The following is a 13,578-nucleotide window of genomic DNA, read 5'->3' as shown; positions in this document are numbered from 1 at the left end:
TTATGGCTAAAGAGAAAAAATTCAACTCTGCAAAAGAGGAAGAGAAGAAACAGGAAATGATCCTTTTTCTTTCAGATTCTGAAGAAAAAGAGCATTTTCTTTCCAAAGGGAATAGAAAATTATTATCAGATCCTTTAGATGATAACAACCCGATTACGGTACAGGTACTAGGTATCTGTTCTGCATTGGCGATTACAGTTCAGCTAGAACCGGCAATCGTAATGGCGATCGCGGTAATGGTGGTAATGGCTTTTAGTAACATGATCATTTCTATGTTGCGTAACCTTATCCCTAGCCGTATTCGTATTATCGTGCAGTTAGTGGTAGTAGCTTCACTTGTAATTCTGGTAAGTGAGGTTCTAAAAGCTTATGCTTTTGATGTTAGTAAACAATTATCGGTATTCGTTGGTCTTATTATTACCAACTGTATCGTGATGGGACGTCTGGAAGCTTTTGCCTTAGGTAACGGAGTTTACAAATCTTTCCTTGATGGTATCGGGAACGCGGCAGGATATGGTTTGATCCTTATCATCGTTGCTTTCTTTAGAGAGCTTTTAGGTTCGGGTAAATTATTCGGATTTGAAGTTCTTGGTCATAAAGGTGCTACGCTTGCAGAATCAACCGGACTATATGCGTTTGGTTATGAAAACAACGGTCTTATGTTGTTATCCCCTATGGCTCTTATCGTGGTAGGAGTTATTATCTGGGTACAACGCGCAAGAAATCGTAAACTAATCGAAGAAAACTAATAGCTGAACAGCAAAAAAGTATAAAAAATGGAATTAGTTAATCTATTTGTAAGAAGTATTTTCATTGAAAATATGATATTCGCCTACTTTTTGGGAATGTGTTCCTACCTGGCGGTATCAAAAACTGTAAAAACAGCTGTTGGTTTAGGTGCTGCCGTGATCTTTGTATTGGCGATCACTGTACCAATTAACTTTTTACTTGATAATTACCTGTTGAAACCGGGAGCTCTTAGTTGGTTAGGAGCAGAGTATGCAGAGATAGACCTTAGTTTCCTAAGTTTTATCATGTTCATCGCTGTTATTGCTTCTATGGTTCAGCTTGTTGAAATGATCGTTGAGAAATTCGCTCCTGCACTTTATGGTGCTTTGGGTATCTTCCTTCCTCTTATCGCGGTAAACTGTGCCATCCTTGGTGGTTCACTGTTTATGCAGCAAAAGGATTTTGGTGGAATAACTGAAGCTATTACCTACGGTTTAGGAAGTGGAGTAGGATGGTTCCTTGCAATTCTTGCAATTGCGGCCATTAGAGAAAAAATTGCATACTCAAACGTTCCGGCTCCATTAAAAGGTCTTGGTATTACCTTTATCATTACCGGCTTAATGGCACTAGGATTTATGAGTTTCATGGGAATTAAATTATAATCGAAAAAAAAGATTATGACAGTTATAATAGCGAGTGTAGTAGTATTCTTAGTTCTTATTTTGTTATTGGTTTCTATCCTTTTAGGAGCCAAGGCGAAATTGTCCCCATCAGGACCAGTGACTATTAATGTTAATAATGAAAAAGATATCGAAGTAGGTTCTGGTGGAACTTTACTTTCAACTCTAGGAGACAATAAACTTTTCCTTCCTTCTGCCTGTGGTGGAGGTGGAACCTGTATCCAGTGTAAGTGTATCGTCCAGGAAGGTGGTGGAGCGATTCTTCCAACAGAAGAGCCTCACTTTACCAGAAAAGAGATCGCAGACGGATGGAGACTTGGTTGCCAGGTGAAGGTTAAGCAGGATATGAAGATCACCATTCCTGAAGAAGTCTTCGGAATTAAAAAATGGGATGCCACGGTTGTTAGAAATTACAACGTAGCTTCTTTTATTAAGGAATTCGTAGTTGAGATTCCTGAAGATATGGACTATAAAGCTGGAGGTTATATTCAGATTGAAGTTCCTAAGTGTGAGGTGAAATTCGAAGATATGGATATCACTGCTCACCCGGAAGAACATGAAACTCCAGATAAGTTCCAGGCAGAGTGGGATAAGTTCAAATTATGGCCTTTGGTTATGAAAAACCCGGAGACTGTAGAAAGAGCTTACTCTATGGCTTCTTACCCTGCAGAAGGGCGAGAGATCATGCTGAACGTACGTATCGCTACTCCGCCATGGGATAGAGCTAAAGACGGATGGATGGACGTAAACCCAGGGGTTGCTTCTTCTTACATCTTCAGTCTGAAAAAAGGAGATAAAGTAGTGATTTCAGGACCTTATGGTGAATTCTTTATCAACGAAAGTGATGCAGAAATGCTTTACGTTGGAGGTGGAGCCGGAATGGCACCAATGAGATCTCACCTATATCATCTGTTCAGAACATTAAAAACCGGTAGAAAAGTAACTTACTGGTATGGTGGTAGATCTAAGCGTGAGCTTTTCTATACAGAACACTTTAGAGCATTAGAAAGAGATTTCCCTAACTTCAAATTCTATCTGGCACTTTCTGAGCCGATGGAAGAAGATAACTGGAAAGTGAAATCCAGTCTTGATGATGAAGGGGATGGATTCGTAGGATTCATTCACCAGGTGGTAATAGATAACTATTTATCACATCACGAAGAACCGGAAGAAATTGAATTATACTTCTGTGGACCTCCATTGATGAACAAAGCCGTTCAGAAAATGGGCGAGGACTTCGGAATTCCGCCAGAGAATATCAGATTTGATGACTTTGGAGGATAATAATAACAATCCCGCTTCGGCGGGATTTTTTTTGCTTTAATCTTAAAATATAAAATAAGGCATCCTGGCCCGAGGATTCGGGAGTATTTCAGGATCTCAATCGTTTTAATTTGAATGGCTGAAACAGATTCAGCCTAACGATAATCTATTTTAGACATCTTATTTTTATCTTTATCTCATGCCGAAATTAAATAAACAGGAATTGCATAATCTCGCCATGAATATCGTGGGGAAGGACCTTGAGGATAATGGTTATGAGTTTCTAGGAGTTAATAGTAAACTCAAAAGAAACCCACAATTCGTCGCTTTAAAGGAGTCTAAGCTTCATTTCGTGATCGTGCGGGCAATTGAGTATCCAGATGATCCCGCTGCCTTTGATCCGGCCTTTATGAAGGAAATAAAAGAGCATGCTCAAAAGTTCAACGCCAGAACCTTTTATGCCGGGGTTGGCCTTGCCAATTCAAGCGATTATGAAAAACCTATCACGAGTGATGAAGATTATATTGTGAATTACTCTGGTTGGAAAGAATTTTAGATAATGAAAAAGATCTCCCTATTACTTTTATTTACCCTTACTTTAATTTCATGCACCCAATCTACAGAGGTGAGCAGTCATGAATATACCGGGGAAGCCTTAGGTACAACATACATGGTTCGTTACTTTTCTAATAACGAACTCCAGTTTGAAAAATCATTGGATAGCATCATGGATGAGATCAATTCTTCCATGAGTACTTATATCACCAAGTCTGATATTTCACGAATAAACCGCGGGGATACTACGGTAAAGGTTGATGAGAACTTTGAGGCGGTGTTCAATGCCTCTAACAAGATCTATAAGGAGACCGATGGCTTTTTCGATCCTACCGTGGGTGTTCTTGTGAATGCTTATGGATTTGGTCCTGGAAAACCGCTTAATAAGCTTGAGCCGGAAACACTTGATTCTTTAAGAAACCTGGTGGGTTTCGATAAAGTAAGATTAACCGATGATAATAAGATAAGGAAAGAAGATCCTGCAGTTTATCTTGATTTTAATGCCATTGCCAAGGGTTATACTATAGACGTAATTGGTGAATATCTGGAATCCAATAATATTGAAAATTACCTCATAGAACTTGGTGGTGAATTAAGAGCCAGGGGTAAAAATCTGGAAAATGATGCTGAATGGGTGGTAGGTATCGACGATCCAAACCAGCAGGAGGGAAATAGGAAACTTCAGGCTAAGGTGAAATTGTCCAATGCCGCGATGGCCACTTCTGGGAATTATAGGAAATTCCGGGTAGATTCCATTACGGGACAGAAATACGTTCATACCATTAACCCTAAAACAGGAAAGGCTGAAAGAAGTAATTTGTTAAGCGCCTCGGTTATAGCAGAGAATTGTATGCTGGCTGATGGTTATGCCACTGCATTTATGGCCTTAGGTCTGGAAAGAACTCAGGAGGTTCTTAACGAACTTAAGGGCGTAGAGGTTTATATCATGTATTCTTCTGAAGATGGTGAAATGGAAGTTTTCCAGTCAACAGGTTTTAAAAAGAATATCCTCGAATAACTACTTATGGCAAACCGGGATGATCTCTCCCTTAGCGAGCCTGTATTTATCAATTTCGGTCTGGGGTAAATTTGAAGTGTAATCTACTTCTTCAACTTCAAACCCTATAGTGCGTAATTTATCGAAGTAGTCCCTTCCGTAAACCCGCACGTGATCATACTGCCCAAAAATCTTAGCCCGCTCTTTAGGATCTGTAATAGAATCGTCCTGGAAAGTCTCGGCTCTGTCTAATTCCTGTGGTATTTGCAGGATAGCCGTCCCACCCGGCTTTAAGATCCTGTATAATTCCTGCATGGCCTTTTTGTCATCAGGAATATGTTCCAGCACGTGATTGCATAAAATAAAATCGAAACTTTCACTTTCAAAGGGCAGATCACAAATATCAGCCTTAACATCTGCTAAGGGAGAATTGAGATCTGTAGTTGTATAATCAAGATTTGAAAGTTTCCTGAAACGCTTATAGAAAGCCTGTTCCGGGGCAAAGTGTAGAACCTTTAATTTCTTATTGAAGAATTCGGTTTCATTTTTCAGATAAAGCCATAGAAGTCTATGCCTTTCTAACGAAAGGGTAGAGGGGGAAAGAACATTTTCCCGCTGATTTTCGTAACCATAAGGTAAAAACTTCCTGAAACCGCTCCCATCAATAGGATCGGTATATCTTGAGCCTTTAAGATAAATCTTTAAAAACGGCCTTACCAGGTAACTCATTCTAATAAGAACAGGCCTGGGAATTGAATTTAAGGCCAGTTTAAAAAGATTACTCATTCTCTATACTTCGATATCTCCCCAGTTCTCACCCGATTTGATACGGTACAATTGCATTTCGGAAACTCCGAACTGCTTTGCAAGTACCCTGATACGGGTTTTTCTTTCAGGATCTAAAAGTTTTTTCTTAAGAATAACAGCCTGTGCGTAAGTTAACTTGGAGTAAGAAGTGACTTTTCTAAGCTTCCTCTTCTTTTTGTTCTCCTTTACCTTAGGACTGTCGTATTGATGTTGGACCCATTCGTCTTTGGTGGCCCATGCCAAATTAGAAACGCGGTTGTCGTTCTTCACAAAGTTTTTGTGGATCACGTACTGATCGCCTTCTTTTTTCTCTAAAAACATTTCAGCAATAATGCGATGAATGTAATACGTCTTATGTTTTCCATTCTTCAATTTTACCGCGAAGTTTAAATATCCACCTACTTTTCCGCCTTTCATTAAGTCTCCTTCGGGATTTTTCAGATAACTGATCATTCTTCCGAAATTTGAGACCTTGTAGACAAAGCGGTCTTCCCAGGAATCATAGTGTAGGGTTTTCCATGTTTCCTGTCTGTAACTTTTAATCATAAACTTTTGCTCTAAATTCGTCTTCTTCTTTGGATTTAATATTTAAGGATTCATAAATGTATTTAAACGTAGATAGTAATTCGGGTTTGCCGTCAACAAGGGCTACATTATGTTCAAAATGTGCACTTGGCTTATTATCGGCAGTAAGTATTGTCCATCCGTCAGGTAATTGCTTGATTCTTTTAGTTCCCATATTGATCATGGGTTCTATAGCAACGACCATCCCTTCAACAAATTTCTTTCCCCGACCTCTTTTACCATAATTAGGCATTTCAGGATCTTCATGCATGGTTCTGCCAAGGCCATGGCCTACAAGCTCTCTTACCACACCATAACCATGATCTTCGGTGTATTTCTGTATGGCATAGCCAACATCACCCACACGGTTACCTGCCTTAAATTCTCTGATACCCACATAAAGTGATTCTTTAGTAACATCCAGAAGCTTTTTAACTTCTGGCGCGACCTCTCCAACCTCAAAGGTGTACGCGTGGTCACCATAGAAACCATTTTTTATGGCCCCGCAGTCTATAGAAATAATATCACCTTCCTTTAAAGGGGTGTCATTAGGTATTCCATGAACTACCTGGGCATTTGGGCTCATACAAAGAGAATTAGGGAAATCATACAGTCCCAGGAATCCTGGTACAGCGTCGTGATCTCTAATAAACTCTTCGGCTAATTTATCCAGTTGCAAAGTGGTTACTCCCGGTTTGATCTCAGGAGCAAGCATGCCTAAAGTTTTTGAAACTATCAGTGCGCTTTCACGCATTAATTCTATCTCTTCTCTGGATTTAGGTATTATCATATTTTATTTCAATCTTCCGAATAAACCGGATCTTTTTTTCTTTTTTTCTCTGCCTGGTCTCTCGTTGCTCAGGCTCTGGAAAATTTCTCCCCAGCCTTTCATTCCTCCAAGATTACGGTCATCAATAAAAATATCTGCGAGAATCTTTCTACTAATTGTCCCATCGAACTCTTCTTCTGGGTAGCTTTTATTTACAGCGTAAAAATGTAATCCGTTCTTTTCACAGAATTTTATAGCTTCTTCAAGTCGTTCACCATGACGATAGGTCCATAAAATAATTCGGTGACCTTCATCCTGTAATTTTTTAAGGGACTCAAAAGCAAAAAGTATAGGTTTTCCTATTTCAGGAAATCTGTTCTCTACTATAGTCCCGTCAAAATCAACTGCTAAGGTTAGAGAATTGGGCATATGCGAAATTAGTTAATATTTTCTAATTTATGTATTAAGCTCGGCTATAAGTTAGTCTGTGTAGGAATCTTTGTACTTTTTCCCACTAACTATTTTAGCGATATCCTCTTCTATACTCTCCCCTTGAGAATACTCTACAAATCTGTTCACTTCCTTACCATCTTTATAGAAAATAATGGTTGGCACCCTGTGGACATTCAATTCTTCTTCGATCTTAGAAGGAGTCTTTTTATCATAGTCTACCGCAACCATCTCTACATTGTTGTAATTATAATCTGCCTGGTCCAGTATTTTGATCAATTTTGGTACTTCTCTTTTGCTATCTCCACACCAGGTACCCATAAGAACTTTTATTTCATAATCCCCAATGTTCTCTTTGATGGTTTCCATCTCTGCAGTTTGTGGAGAAAATTTGTCATATCTCGGTTCAAACCATTGTGAAAATGGTTTCTGCTGTAGATCTTTCTTTTCAAAATTCCCTAAGAGTATATCTTTTTGAAGATCTGCTTCTTCAATCTGGTCTGTTGAAGATTTTTCGATGTTCGTTTTTCTTACAGTATTTCCGCAGCTTATGGTTAAAGCTGCCAGTACGATCAAAAATTTATTCATAGCATTTAGATTAATGGGTCTTCGGTCATTAAATCTGGTTGGGTAATACCCATAAGTTTTAAAACTGTCGGAGCAATGTTTCCTAACTTACCATCTTTAATACTTTTTACATCCTTATCCATAAGGATCAATGGTACCGGATTGGTTGTATGTGCTGTATTCGGGCTGCCATCAGGATTTTTCATGACTTCACTATTACCATGGTCGGCAATAATTATGACGGAGTATCCATGGTCATAAGCTTTTTCAGCTACTGCTTTGGCGCAGGTGTCTACGGTCTCGCATGCCTTAACCGCCGCATCAAAATCTCCGGTATGACCAACCATGTCTGGATTTGCGAAATTCAAACAGATGAAATCTGCAGATTCCTTATCGATTTCATGAACGATCTTATCCTTTATTTCAAAAGCACTCATTTCGGGCTGAAGGTCATAAGTGGCAACTTTAGGGGAATTGCACATGATCCTTTTCTCTCCATCAAAAGGTTCTTCACGGCCTCCTGAAAAGAAAAAGGTAACATGAGGATACTTTTCGGTCTCAGCGATCCTGATTTGTTTTTTTCCTTCATATTCCAATACCTCGCCAAGGGTGGCTTTGATATTAGATTTTTTGAATATCACATTTATATTTTCGAACCTGTCGTCATACTTGGTCATTGTTACATAGTACAGCGCTAATTTCTTCATGTCATACTCAGGGAAATCATCCTGGGATAAAGCCTGGGTAAGTTGTCTCCCTCTGTCTGTTCTGAAATTGAAATAAATGACCACATCTTTTTCATTCAATGTAGCCACAGGTTTACCATCATCACCGGTTAATACAATTGGTTTGATGAATTCGTCACTTACATTTTTATCATAGCTCTCCTGGATAGAAGCCAGGGCATCTGTAGTTTCTTTTCCCTTACCTTTTACGATAAGGTCATAGGCCAGTTTTACTCTTTCCCAGCGTTTGTCACGGTCCATGGCATAATACCTTCCAATTACCGAAGCAAGTTTAGAATTTGTTTTCTCAAGATGCGGTAAAAGGTCTTCAATAAATCCCTTTCCAGAATGTGGATCTACATCACGACCATCGGTAAAGGCGTGTACATATTTTTGTTTTACGCCTAATTTTTCGGCTGCAGAAAGCAAGCCTTTCAAATGTTTAATATGGGAATGAACGCCACCATCACTTAATAGTCCCATGAAATGGACTGGCTTATTATTTTTTACAGCATAGCTGAATGCTTCTTCCAGCACCGGCTCGTCAATAAGGGTGTCTTTTTCCACCGCCATATTGATCTTCACCAGGTCCTGATAAACTATACGGCCAGCGCCAAGATTCATATGTCCAACTTCAGAATTTCCCATCTGCCCTTCAGGAAGACCAACATTCATACCGTCGGTTCTCAAAGTAGCATGAGGAAACTTCTTTGGCAGGGAGTCCATAAAGGGTGTTTTGGCCTTTGCAATTGCCGAAACTTCTTCATTTTGAGTGATTCCCCAACCATCCAATATCATTAAAAGGACTTTCTTGTTCATCTGTTAAAATAATTTGGTGTTAAAGATAAAAACAATTGAATGTAATGCCAGAGCAACACGGTATAATGTTTTATTAAATCTATTCATATTGATCTATAACAATCATTCTCTCTAGAATGATTTTTCTTGAATGCGATCCATTTAATACACACTTATAATGTTTGATTATTGTGAAAGTATTTTACGAAATCGATGCTGGTCTACTTCCAGATCCAGATTTTTTGTATAGCGTTGAAATACACTACTCTTCACTCTTTCAGGGGTTTTAACATTACATTCTGTAATCGAAATCACTGATGACTTAAATTTTTAACATATAAATTTTAAAATCAAAGAATAATATCTGCTTTTCTGCGTTTACATATCACGCCTGAAAACTTTATTATAGAGCTCATTTTGAGTATAATAAGGCTCATGAATGTTAAATTTTGGCTTTTTTGCAGATTAGTTTTGAAATTTTGTATGTTGGCAGGGCTTTTGGTTTTTATTAACAGAACTTAAAAAACATAATTTATATGAAGTATAGAATCCTTACTGTTGTTGGAGTTTTAATTTTCTCATTTGCTTTTAGTAGCACCGCTGAGATCAACAACTCTAAAGGTTCCGGAATAAATGAAGAGCTTTCTTCTGAACTTGAAGTTGAGAAATCCTTTGAGGCGAAAGTTGTAGAATTATATGAAACATTTTCCCTGAAAAATTCCACAATGCCCCAATTGCCTGTTTTTGAAAAGGCCATTAGTGGTTATATGAAGCTCGATGATGCCGGAAGAATTTCAAATCCCCTGCTAACAGTAATCGATTTTAATCTTTCCTCAACCAAAAAAAGAATGTGGATCCTGAATATGGAAACCCAGGAAGTGATCTTTAATACCTATGTGGCACATGGTCAGAATACCGGTGGAGAGTTTGCTGAAAATTTTTCTAATAAACAGAATTCCCATAAAAGTTCTTTAGGTTTTTATGTTACCGGTGAAACTTATTACGGGAAAAATGGGTTGTCACTTTTTATAGATGGTATGGAAAAAGGTTTCAATTCCAATGCCCGAGAGCGCTATGTAGTGATTCATGGAGCAGATTATGCTGAACCAGATTTTATTAAAAGAGTAGGTAGGCTTGGAAGAAGTTATGGTTGTCCTGCGGTTCCAAATAAGATCGCCAAGGAACTTATTCATAAGATTAAAGGAAAGTCTGTAGTCTACATTCACAAGAATGACAAGAACTACCTTGAGAATTCAGATTATTTAAGCGTATAAATTAAGCTTCCGGTTTTAGAAGATTCCAGAGCTTTTGATCAAGATCATAGATATCATCAATATATTTGATGGTATCTTTTTTTTGGAATGCGGTCCAGTAAAAATGATGAACTTTCACGTTCTGGGTGACCTTGATTTCTGTGGTTTTACCAGACTTTAATATTTCATCGATCTTATCTTGATCATACTTGTCCTGATCGCTCAATAAATACCCGGCCAGGCCAAGAGCATCTTCAACCCTCACACATCCCGAACTTTGAGCCCTCGCATTATTTTCAAATAATTTTTTTGAAGGAGTATCATGTAAATAGATCATATATTCGTTAGGATAGATGATCTTAACAACCCCTAGCGGATTTGTTGGACCTGCCGGCTGACGATAGGTATAAGATTTTACCTTGGATGAATTCCAGTCTACCTCTGAAGGATCTACAACTTTTCCCGAACCATCATAGATCTTGATGTTTTTCTTTTTTAAATAATTAATATCCCTGGATGCTCCCGGGATCACATCATTCTTTTTAATGGTTGGTGGAATGGTCCAGGTTGGATTGTAAATGATGTAGCCTATTTCATCAGAAAATACTGGTGTTTTTCTAACTTCAGTTCCCACCATGGTCTTGTGGGTTCTGATGGTATCTCCATCCTTAACTACGGTAAGTTCGTAATTTGGAATATTTACAATGATATAATGTTCTCCAAGATCTCTTGGATACCAGCGCCATCTTTCAAGATTTATAAGGATCTGGTGTAACCTGTCTTCCTTGGTATAATTTAAGTTTTTGATAGTTGTATTTCCAAGTAATCCATCGATCTGCAAGTCATGTTCCTTCTGGAATTCCTTTAAGGCATTCTGAATACTCTCATTGTACTTCGTGTTCGTGGAATCAATTTGGCCTTGATAGTGGCCAAGTTCAGACAGTCTTTTTGTGATGGAGAACATGCGGTCATCAGATTCTCCTGGTTTTATCAACTTCCCGGTGCTTATTCTGGTTGCCGGAGCATTTCTCCAGTCTGTTTTTTTAAACTCTCTCAAGGCATTTTTTAAACCCTGATAAACAATATGCTTAGGCTTTAAAGCTTCCAGAGCTTCACTTATATCTTCATTAGCAATGGCAGATCTTAAAGACTCTTTTAGATTTATTTCATTTAAAGGAGTGCCCCAGATCTCATAGATCTCCTTGGGGTTAAGTTTACCGGTAGCAAGGTGATTAGACAACTGGAAAAAAGCATCGGTAAGCAGAATTTCTAGTAGGTTGTTTTCTTCTTCAGAATTGCTATTAAGGGAAGAAAGTAGCTCTTGGATCTTTTCTCCATGATAATCTTCAAAGAACAGGCCTTCATCTTCAATACTTTCAATATTTCTGAAAAGGTCTTCTCTTAATTCACGGTTGGTCCAAACGGGTTCAAAATCATTTTCCTGGTAGAATTCCAGGATCTCTTTGGGATGATAAATGACTGCAGGTTCTTCCTGGATGTCGTCAAAGAAATCTTCAATTTCATCTGCATCGGTAAGTTGCGCAATTTCTTCAACCTCATTGCGCTCTTCAATGCCCGGCTCCTCTTTATCATTCTTACAACTGCTAAACAATAGCAGAAAACATAGTGTAAATAATAAAGAGGGGCAGCGCATGTTTAAATTTAGTTCTTGTGGTGAAGTAATACTAAGAAACTCTCACATCTGAGTAAGACTCATTCTGGTCGAATTTCACTTCGGCGAAAGGGCAGAGGGGATCGATCTTTAAATTGTTTTCCCTCGCGTATTCCACACTTTTGGCAATAAGTTTAGAGCCTATACCTTGGTTTTCCATCTCACGTTTAACCTCGGTATGGTCTATAGTGAGAATGTTATCTCCGCTTTTATGATAGGTCAGCTCACCGATAAGTCCTTTTTCGTTTTCGATATAGAACATTCCGCGGCTGTTATTCTCCTTATGTTTGATTTCCATGCTTATCTCTTATAGATACCGTCTACGATACCATAATCCATAGATTCTTTTGCGTCCATCCAGTAATCGCGGTTAAAGTCCTTAAGAACTTTTTCCACGGTCTGGCCGCAGTTCTCAGCAAGGATCTCGGCACTAAGATGTTTTGTTTTTAGGATCTCGTTGGCTGCGATCTCGATATTCGAAGCCTGACCTCTGGCACCACCACTAGGCTGGTGGATCATTACTTTTGCATGAGGTTGAATAAATCTTCTTCCTTTTTTACCTGCTGATAGTAAAATAGATCCCATAGAAGCCGCCAGACCAGTACAGATAGTAGAAACTGGTGAAGTTAAGCTCATTATAGTATCATAAATCGCAAATCCATCGGTTACATATCCACCTGGGCTATTGATGAATAACTGAATTTCACCTTCACCTTCAAGGTCAAGGTATTCCAGCCTGTCGATCACATATTTGGCAGATTTGTCACTCACTTCTCCCCACATGTAGATCTTTCTTTCTTCTAATAATTTTATATCTATTAAGTCCTGGATCTTTCCGGTTTTATTTTTCATGAAATATGTTTAAGAGTATTTTCGGTTTGTAAGTCGAAGCTAAAAATATGACTATTTTAGCAGAAAACAGAACGATGGAAGTGGCATTTAACAAGATTTTAAAAGAAGATTCTGCCAAAGTTTTACCCTATCTCAAGAAACTACATAAGCAGCCACCATCAGAGGAATTATTGAGGCAGCGCCTGCTGGAAATGTTCGATCAGAATTACGAATGTTTCGGTATTTATCATCAAAATAAGCTCATTGGAGTTTTTGGTCTCTGGTTTATGACCCGTCATTATGCAGGCAGGTCTTGTGAAGCCGATCATATTTATATTGAAGATGAATTCCAGGGGAAGGGAATTGGAAAGTCATTAATGGAGTTCATACATGAATATGCGAGGTCAAAAGACTGTGAGACAATGGAATTGAATTCTTATGTTGAAAATTTCGCTTCTCATAAATTTTATATGAACCTGGGATACGTAATTCGAGGATATCATTTTTTAAAAAAGCTGTGATTTTTTTTGGATTTTGAAATCGTTTCAGATTATATTTGCAGCGAAAGGCGGGAGTAGCTCAGTTGGTAGAGCGTCAGCCTTCCAAGCTGAATGTCGCCGGTTCGAACCCGGTCTCCCGCTCTAAAAGCTTCATCGAAAGATGGAGCTTTTTTTTATGTCTGAAGTTTAGTGTTGAGAAGAATAGAGGGTGAGAAGCCTGTCCTGAGCGAAGTCGAAGGGAACCCGGTCTCCCGCTCTAAAAGCTTCATCGAAAGATGGAGCTTTTTTTTATGTCTGAAGTTTAGTGGAGAAGAATAGAGGGTGAGAAGCCTGTCCTGAGCGAAGTCGAAGGGTGCCCGGTCTCCCGCTCTAAAAGCTTCATCGAATGATGGAGCTTTTTTTAGGTTTTTAATTTTGA

The 13,578-nt window shown here is 38.6% G+C and carries 16 protein-coding genes and 1 tRNA gene; 8 read left to right on the top strand and 9 right to left on the bottom strand.

What is annotated here, in order from left to right:
• The first annotated feature begins 2 nt into the window (after positions 1–2).
• The 5 genes from C8P64_RS00970 (at position 3) to C8P64_RS00950 (ending at position 4,245) form a co-directional block, all read left to right on the top strand.
• On the top strand, positions 3–749 hold the full coding sequence (locus C8P64_RS00970) for an NADH:ubiquinone reductase (Na(+)-transporting) subunit D (protein ID WP_108170193.1): 747 nt from the start codon (positions 3–5) through the stop codon (positions 747–749).
• Positions 750–776: 27 nt separating this feature from the next.
• Positions 777–1,391 (top strand): NADH:ubiquinone reductase (Na(+)-transporting) subunit E, encoded by a 615-nt coding sequence (nqrE, locus tag C8P64_RS00965; protein WP_108170192.1) that lies wholly within the window; start codon positions 777–779, stop codon positions 1,389–1,391.
• 15 nt (positions 1,392–1,406) lie between these two features.
• A complete protein-coding gene (nqrF, locus tag C8P64_RS00960; protein ID WP_108170191.1) occupies positions 1,407–2,693 on the top strand; it encodes an NADH:ubiquinone reductase (Na(+)-transporting) subunit F in 1,287 nt (428 codons plus the stop codon).
• A gap of 178 nt (positions 2,694–2,871) precedes the next feature.
• A complete protein-coding gene (locus C8P64_RS00955) occupies positions 2,872–3,228 on the top strand; it encodes a Na(+)-translocating NADH-quinone reductase subunit F (RefSeq protein ID WP_108170190.1) in 357 nt (118 codons plus the stop codon).
• Between the two features lie 3 nt (positions 3,229–3,231).
• Positions 3,232–4,245: an FAD:protein FMN transferase gene (locus C8P64_RS00950; protein ID WP_108170189.1), complete on the top strand. Its 1,014-nt coding sequence runs from the start codon at positions 3,232–3,234 to the stop codon at positions 4,243–4,245.
• Here C8P64_RS00950 and C8P64_RS00945 read toward each other — a convergent pair whose 3' ends face one another.
• The 6 genes from C8P64_RS00945 to gpmI are packed head-to-tail and all read right to left on the bottom strand — an operon-like array spanning position 4,246 to position 8,925.
• Positions 4,246–5,010, bottom strand: a complete 765-nt coding sequence (locus C8P64_RS00945) for a class I SAM-dependent methyltransferase (protein WP_108170188.1) — start codon at positions 5,008–5,010, stop codon at positions 4,246–4,248.
• Positions 5,011–5,013: 3 nt separating this feature from the next.
• On the bottom strand, positions 5,014–5,577 hold the full coding sequence (locus C8P64_RS00940) for an HNH endonuclease (RefSeq protein ID WP_108170187.1): 564 nt from the start codon (positions 5,575–5,577) through the stop codon (positions 5,014–5,016).
• A complete protein-coding gene (gene map, locus C8P64_RS00935; protein WP_108170186.1) occupies positions 5,570–6,385 on the bottom strand; it encodes a type I methionyl aminopeptidase in 816 nt (271 codons plus the stop codon). The genes C8P64_RS00940 and map overlap by 8 nt, the downstream gene beginning before the upstream one ends.
• 3 nt (positions 6,386–6,388) lie before the next feature.
• Positions 6,389–6,793: a BT0820 family HAD-type phosphatase gene (locus tag C8P64_RS00930; RefSeq protein WP_108170185.1), complete on the bottom strand. Its 405-nt coding sequence runs from the start codon at positions 6,791–6,793 to the stop codon at positions 6,389–6,391.
• 51 nt (positions 6,794–6,844) lie between these two features.
• A complete protein-coding gene (locus C8P64_RS00925) occupies positions 6,845–7,402 on the bottom strand; it encodes a TlpA family protein disulfide reductase (protein ID WP_108170184.1) in 558 nt (185 codons plus the stop codon).
• Between the two features lie 5 nt (positions 7,403–7,407).
• Entirely contained in the window at positions 7,408–8,925 is a 1,518-nt protein-coding gene (gene gpmI / locus C8P64_RS00920) for a 2,3-bisphosphoglycerate-independent phosphoglycerate mutase (protein ID WP_108170183.1), read from the bottom strand.
• A 515-nt stretch (positions 8,926–9,440) separates the two neighbouring features.
• On the opposite strand from gpmI, the gene C8P64_RS00915 reads away from it, so the two are divergent.
• Positions 9,441–10,178 (top strand): murein L,D-transpeptidase catalytic domain family protein, encoded by a 738-nt coding sequence (locus C8P64_RS00915; protein ID WP_108170182.1) that lies wholly within the window; start codon positions 9,441–9,443, stop codon positions 10,176–10,178.
• A gap of 1 nt (position 10,179) precedes the next feature.
• Here the strand turns inward: C8P64_RS00915 and C8P64_RS00910 are convergent, their stop codons facing one another.
• Genes C8P64_RS00910 through C8P64_RS00900 form a run of 3 tightly spaced genes read right to left on the bottom strand, consistent with a single transcriptional unit; the run spans position 10,180 to position 12,681 of the window.
• Positions 10,180–11,811, bottom strand: coding sequence for a L,D-transpeptidase family protein (locus tag C8P64_RS00910; RefSeq protein ID WP_108170181.1), 1,632 nt, complete (start codon positions 11,809–11,811; stop codon positions 10,180–10,182).
• A 31-nt stretch (positions 11,812–11,842) separates the two neighbouring features.
• Positions 11,843–12,127, bottom strand: coding sequence for a GNAT family N-acetyltransferase (locus tag C8P64_RS00905; RefSeq protein WP_108170180.1), 285 nt, complete (start codon positions 12,125–12,127; stop codon positions 11,843–11,845).
• Positions 12,128–12,129: 2 nt separating this feature from the next.
• Positions 12,130–12,681: a ClpP family protease gene (locus C8P64_RS00900; protein WP_108170179.1), complete on the bottom strand. Its 552-nt coding sequence runs from the start codon at positions 12,679–12,681 to the stop codon at positions 12,130–12,132.
• 47 nt (positions 12,682–12,728) lie between these two features.
• Between C8P64_RS00900 and C8P64_RS00895 the strand changes: the two genes are divergently transcribed.
• Both C8P64_RS00895 and C8P64_RS00890 read left to right on the top strand, forming a co-directional pair.
• Complete coding sequence (locus C8P64_RS00895) at positions 12,729–13,181, top strand: GNAT family N-acetyltransferase (protein ID WP_108170178.1); 453 nt, start codon at positions 12,729–12,731, stop codon at positions 13,179–13,181.
• 47 nt (positions 13,182–13,228) lie between these two features.
• Positions 13,229–13,301, top strand: a tRNA-Gly gene (locus C8P64_RS00890).
• The last annotated feature ends 277 nt before the right edge of the window (positions 13,302–13,578 follow it).

It is taken from the genome of Christiangramia gaetbulicola, from assembly GCF_003054225.1.
Lineage (GTDB): Bacteria > Bacteroidota > Bacteroidia > Flavobacteriales > Flavobacteriaceae > Christiangramia > Christiangramia gaetbulicola.
Note: the sequence above shows the minus strand (reverse complement) of the source record. Positions and strands in the feature narration are given on the sequence as shown.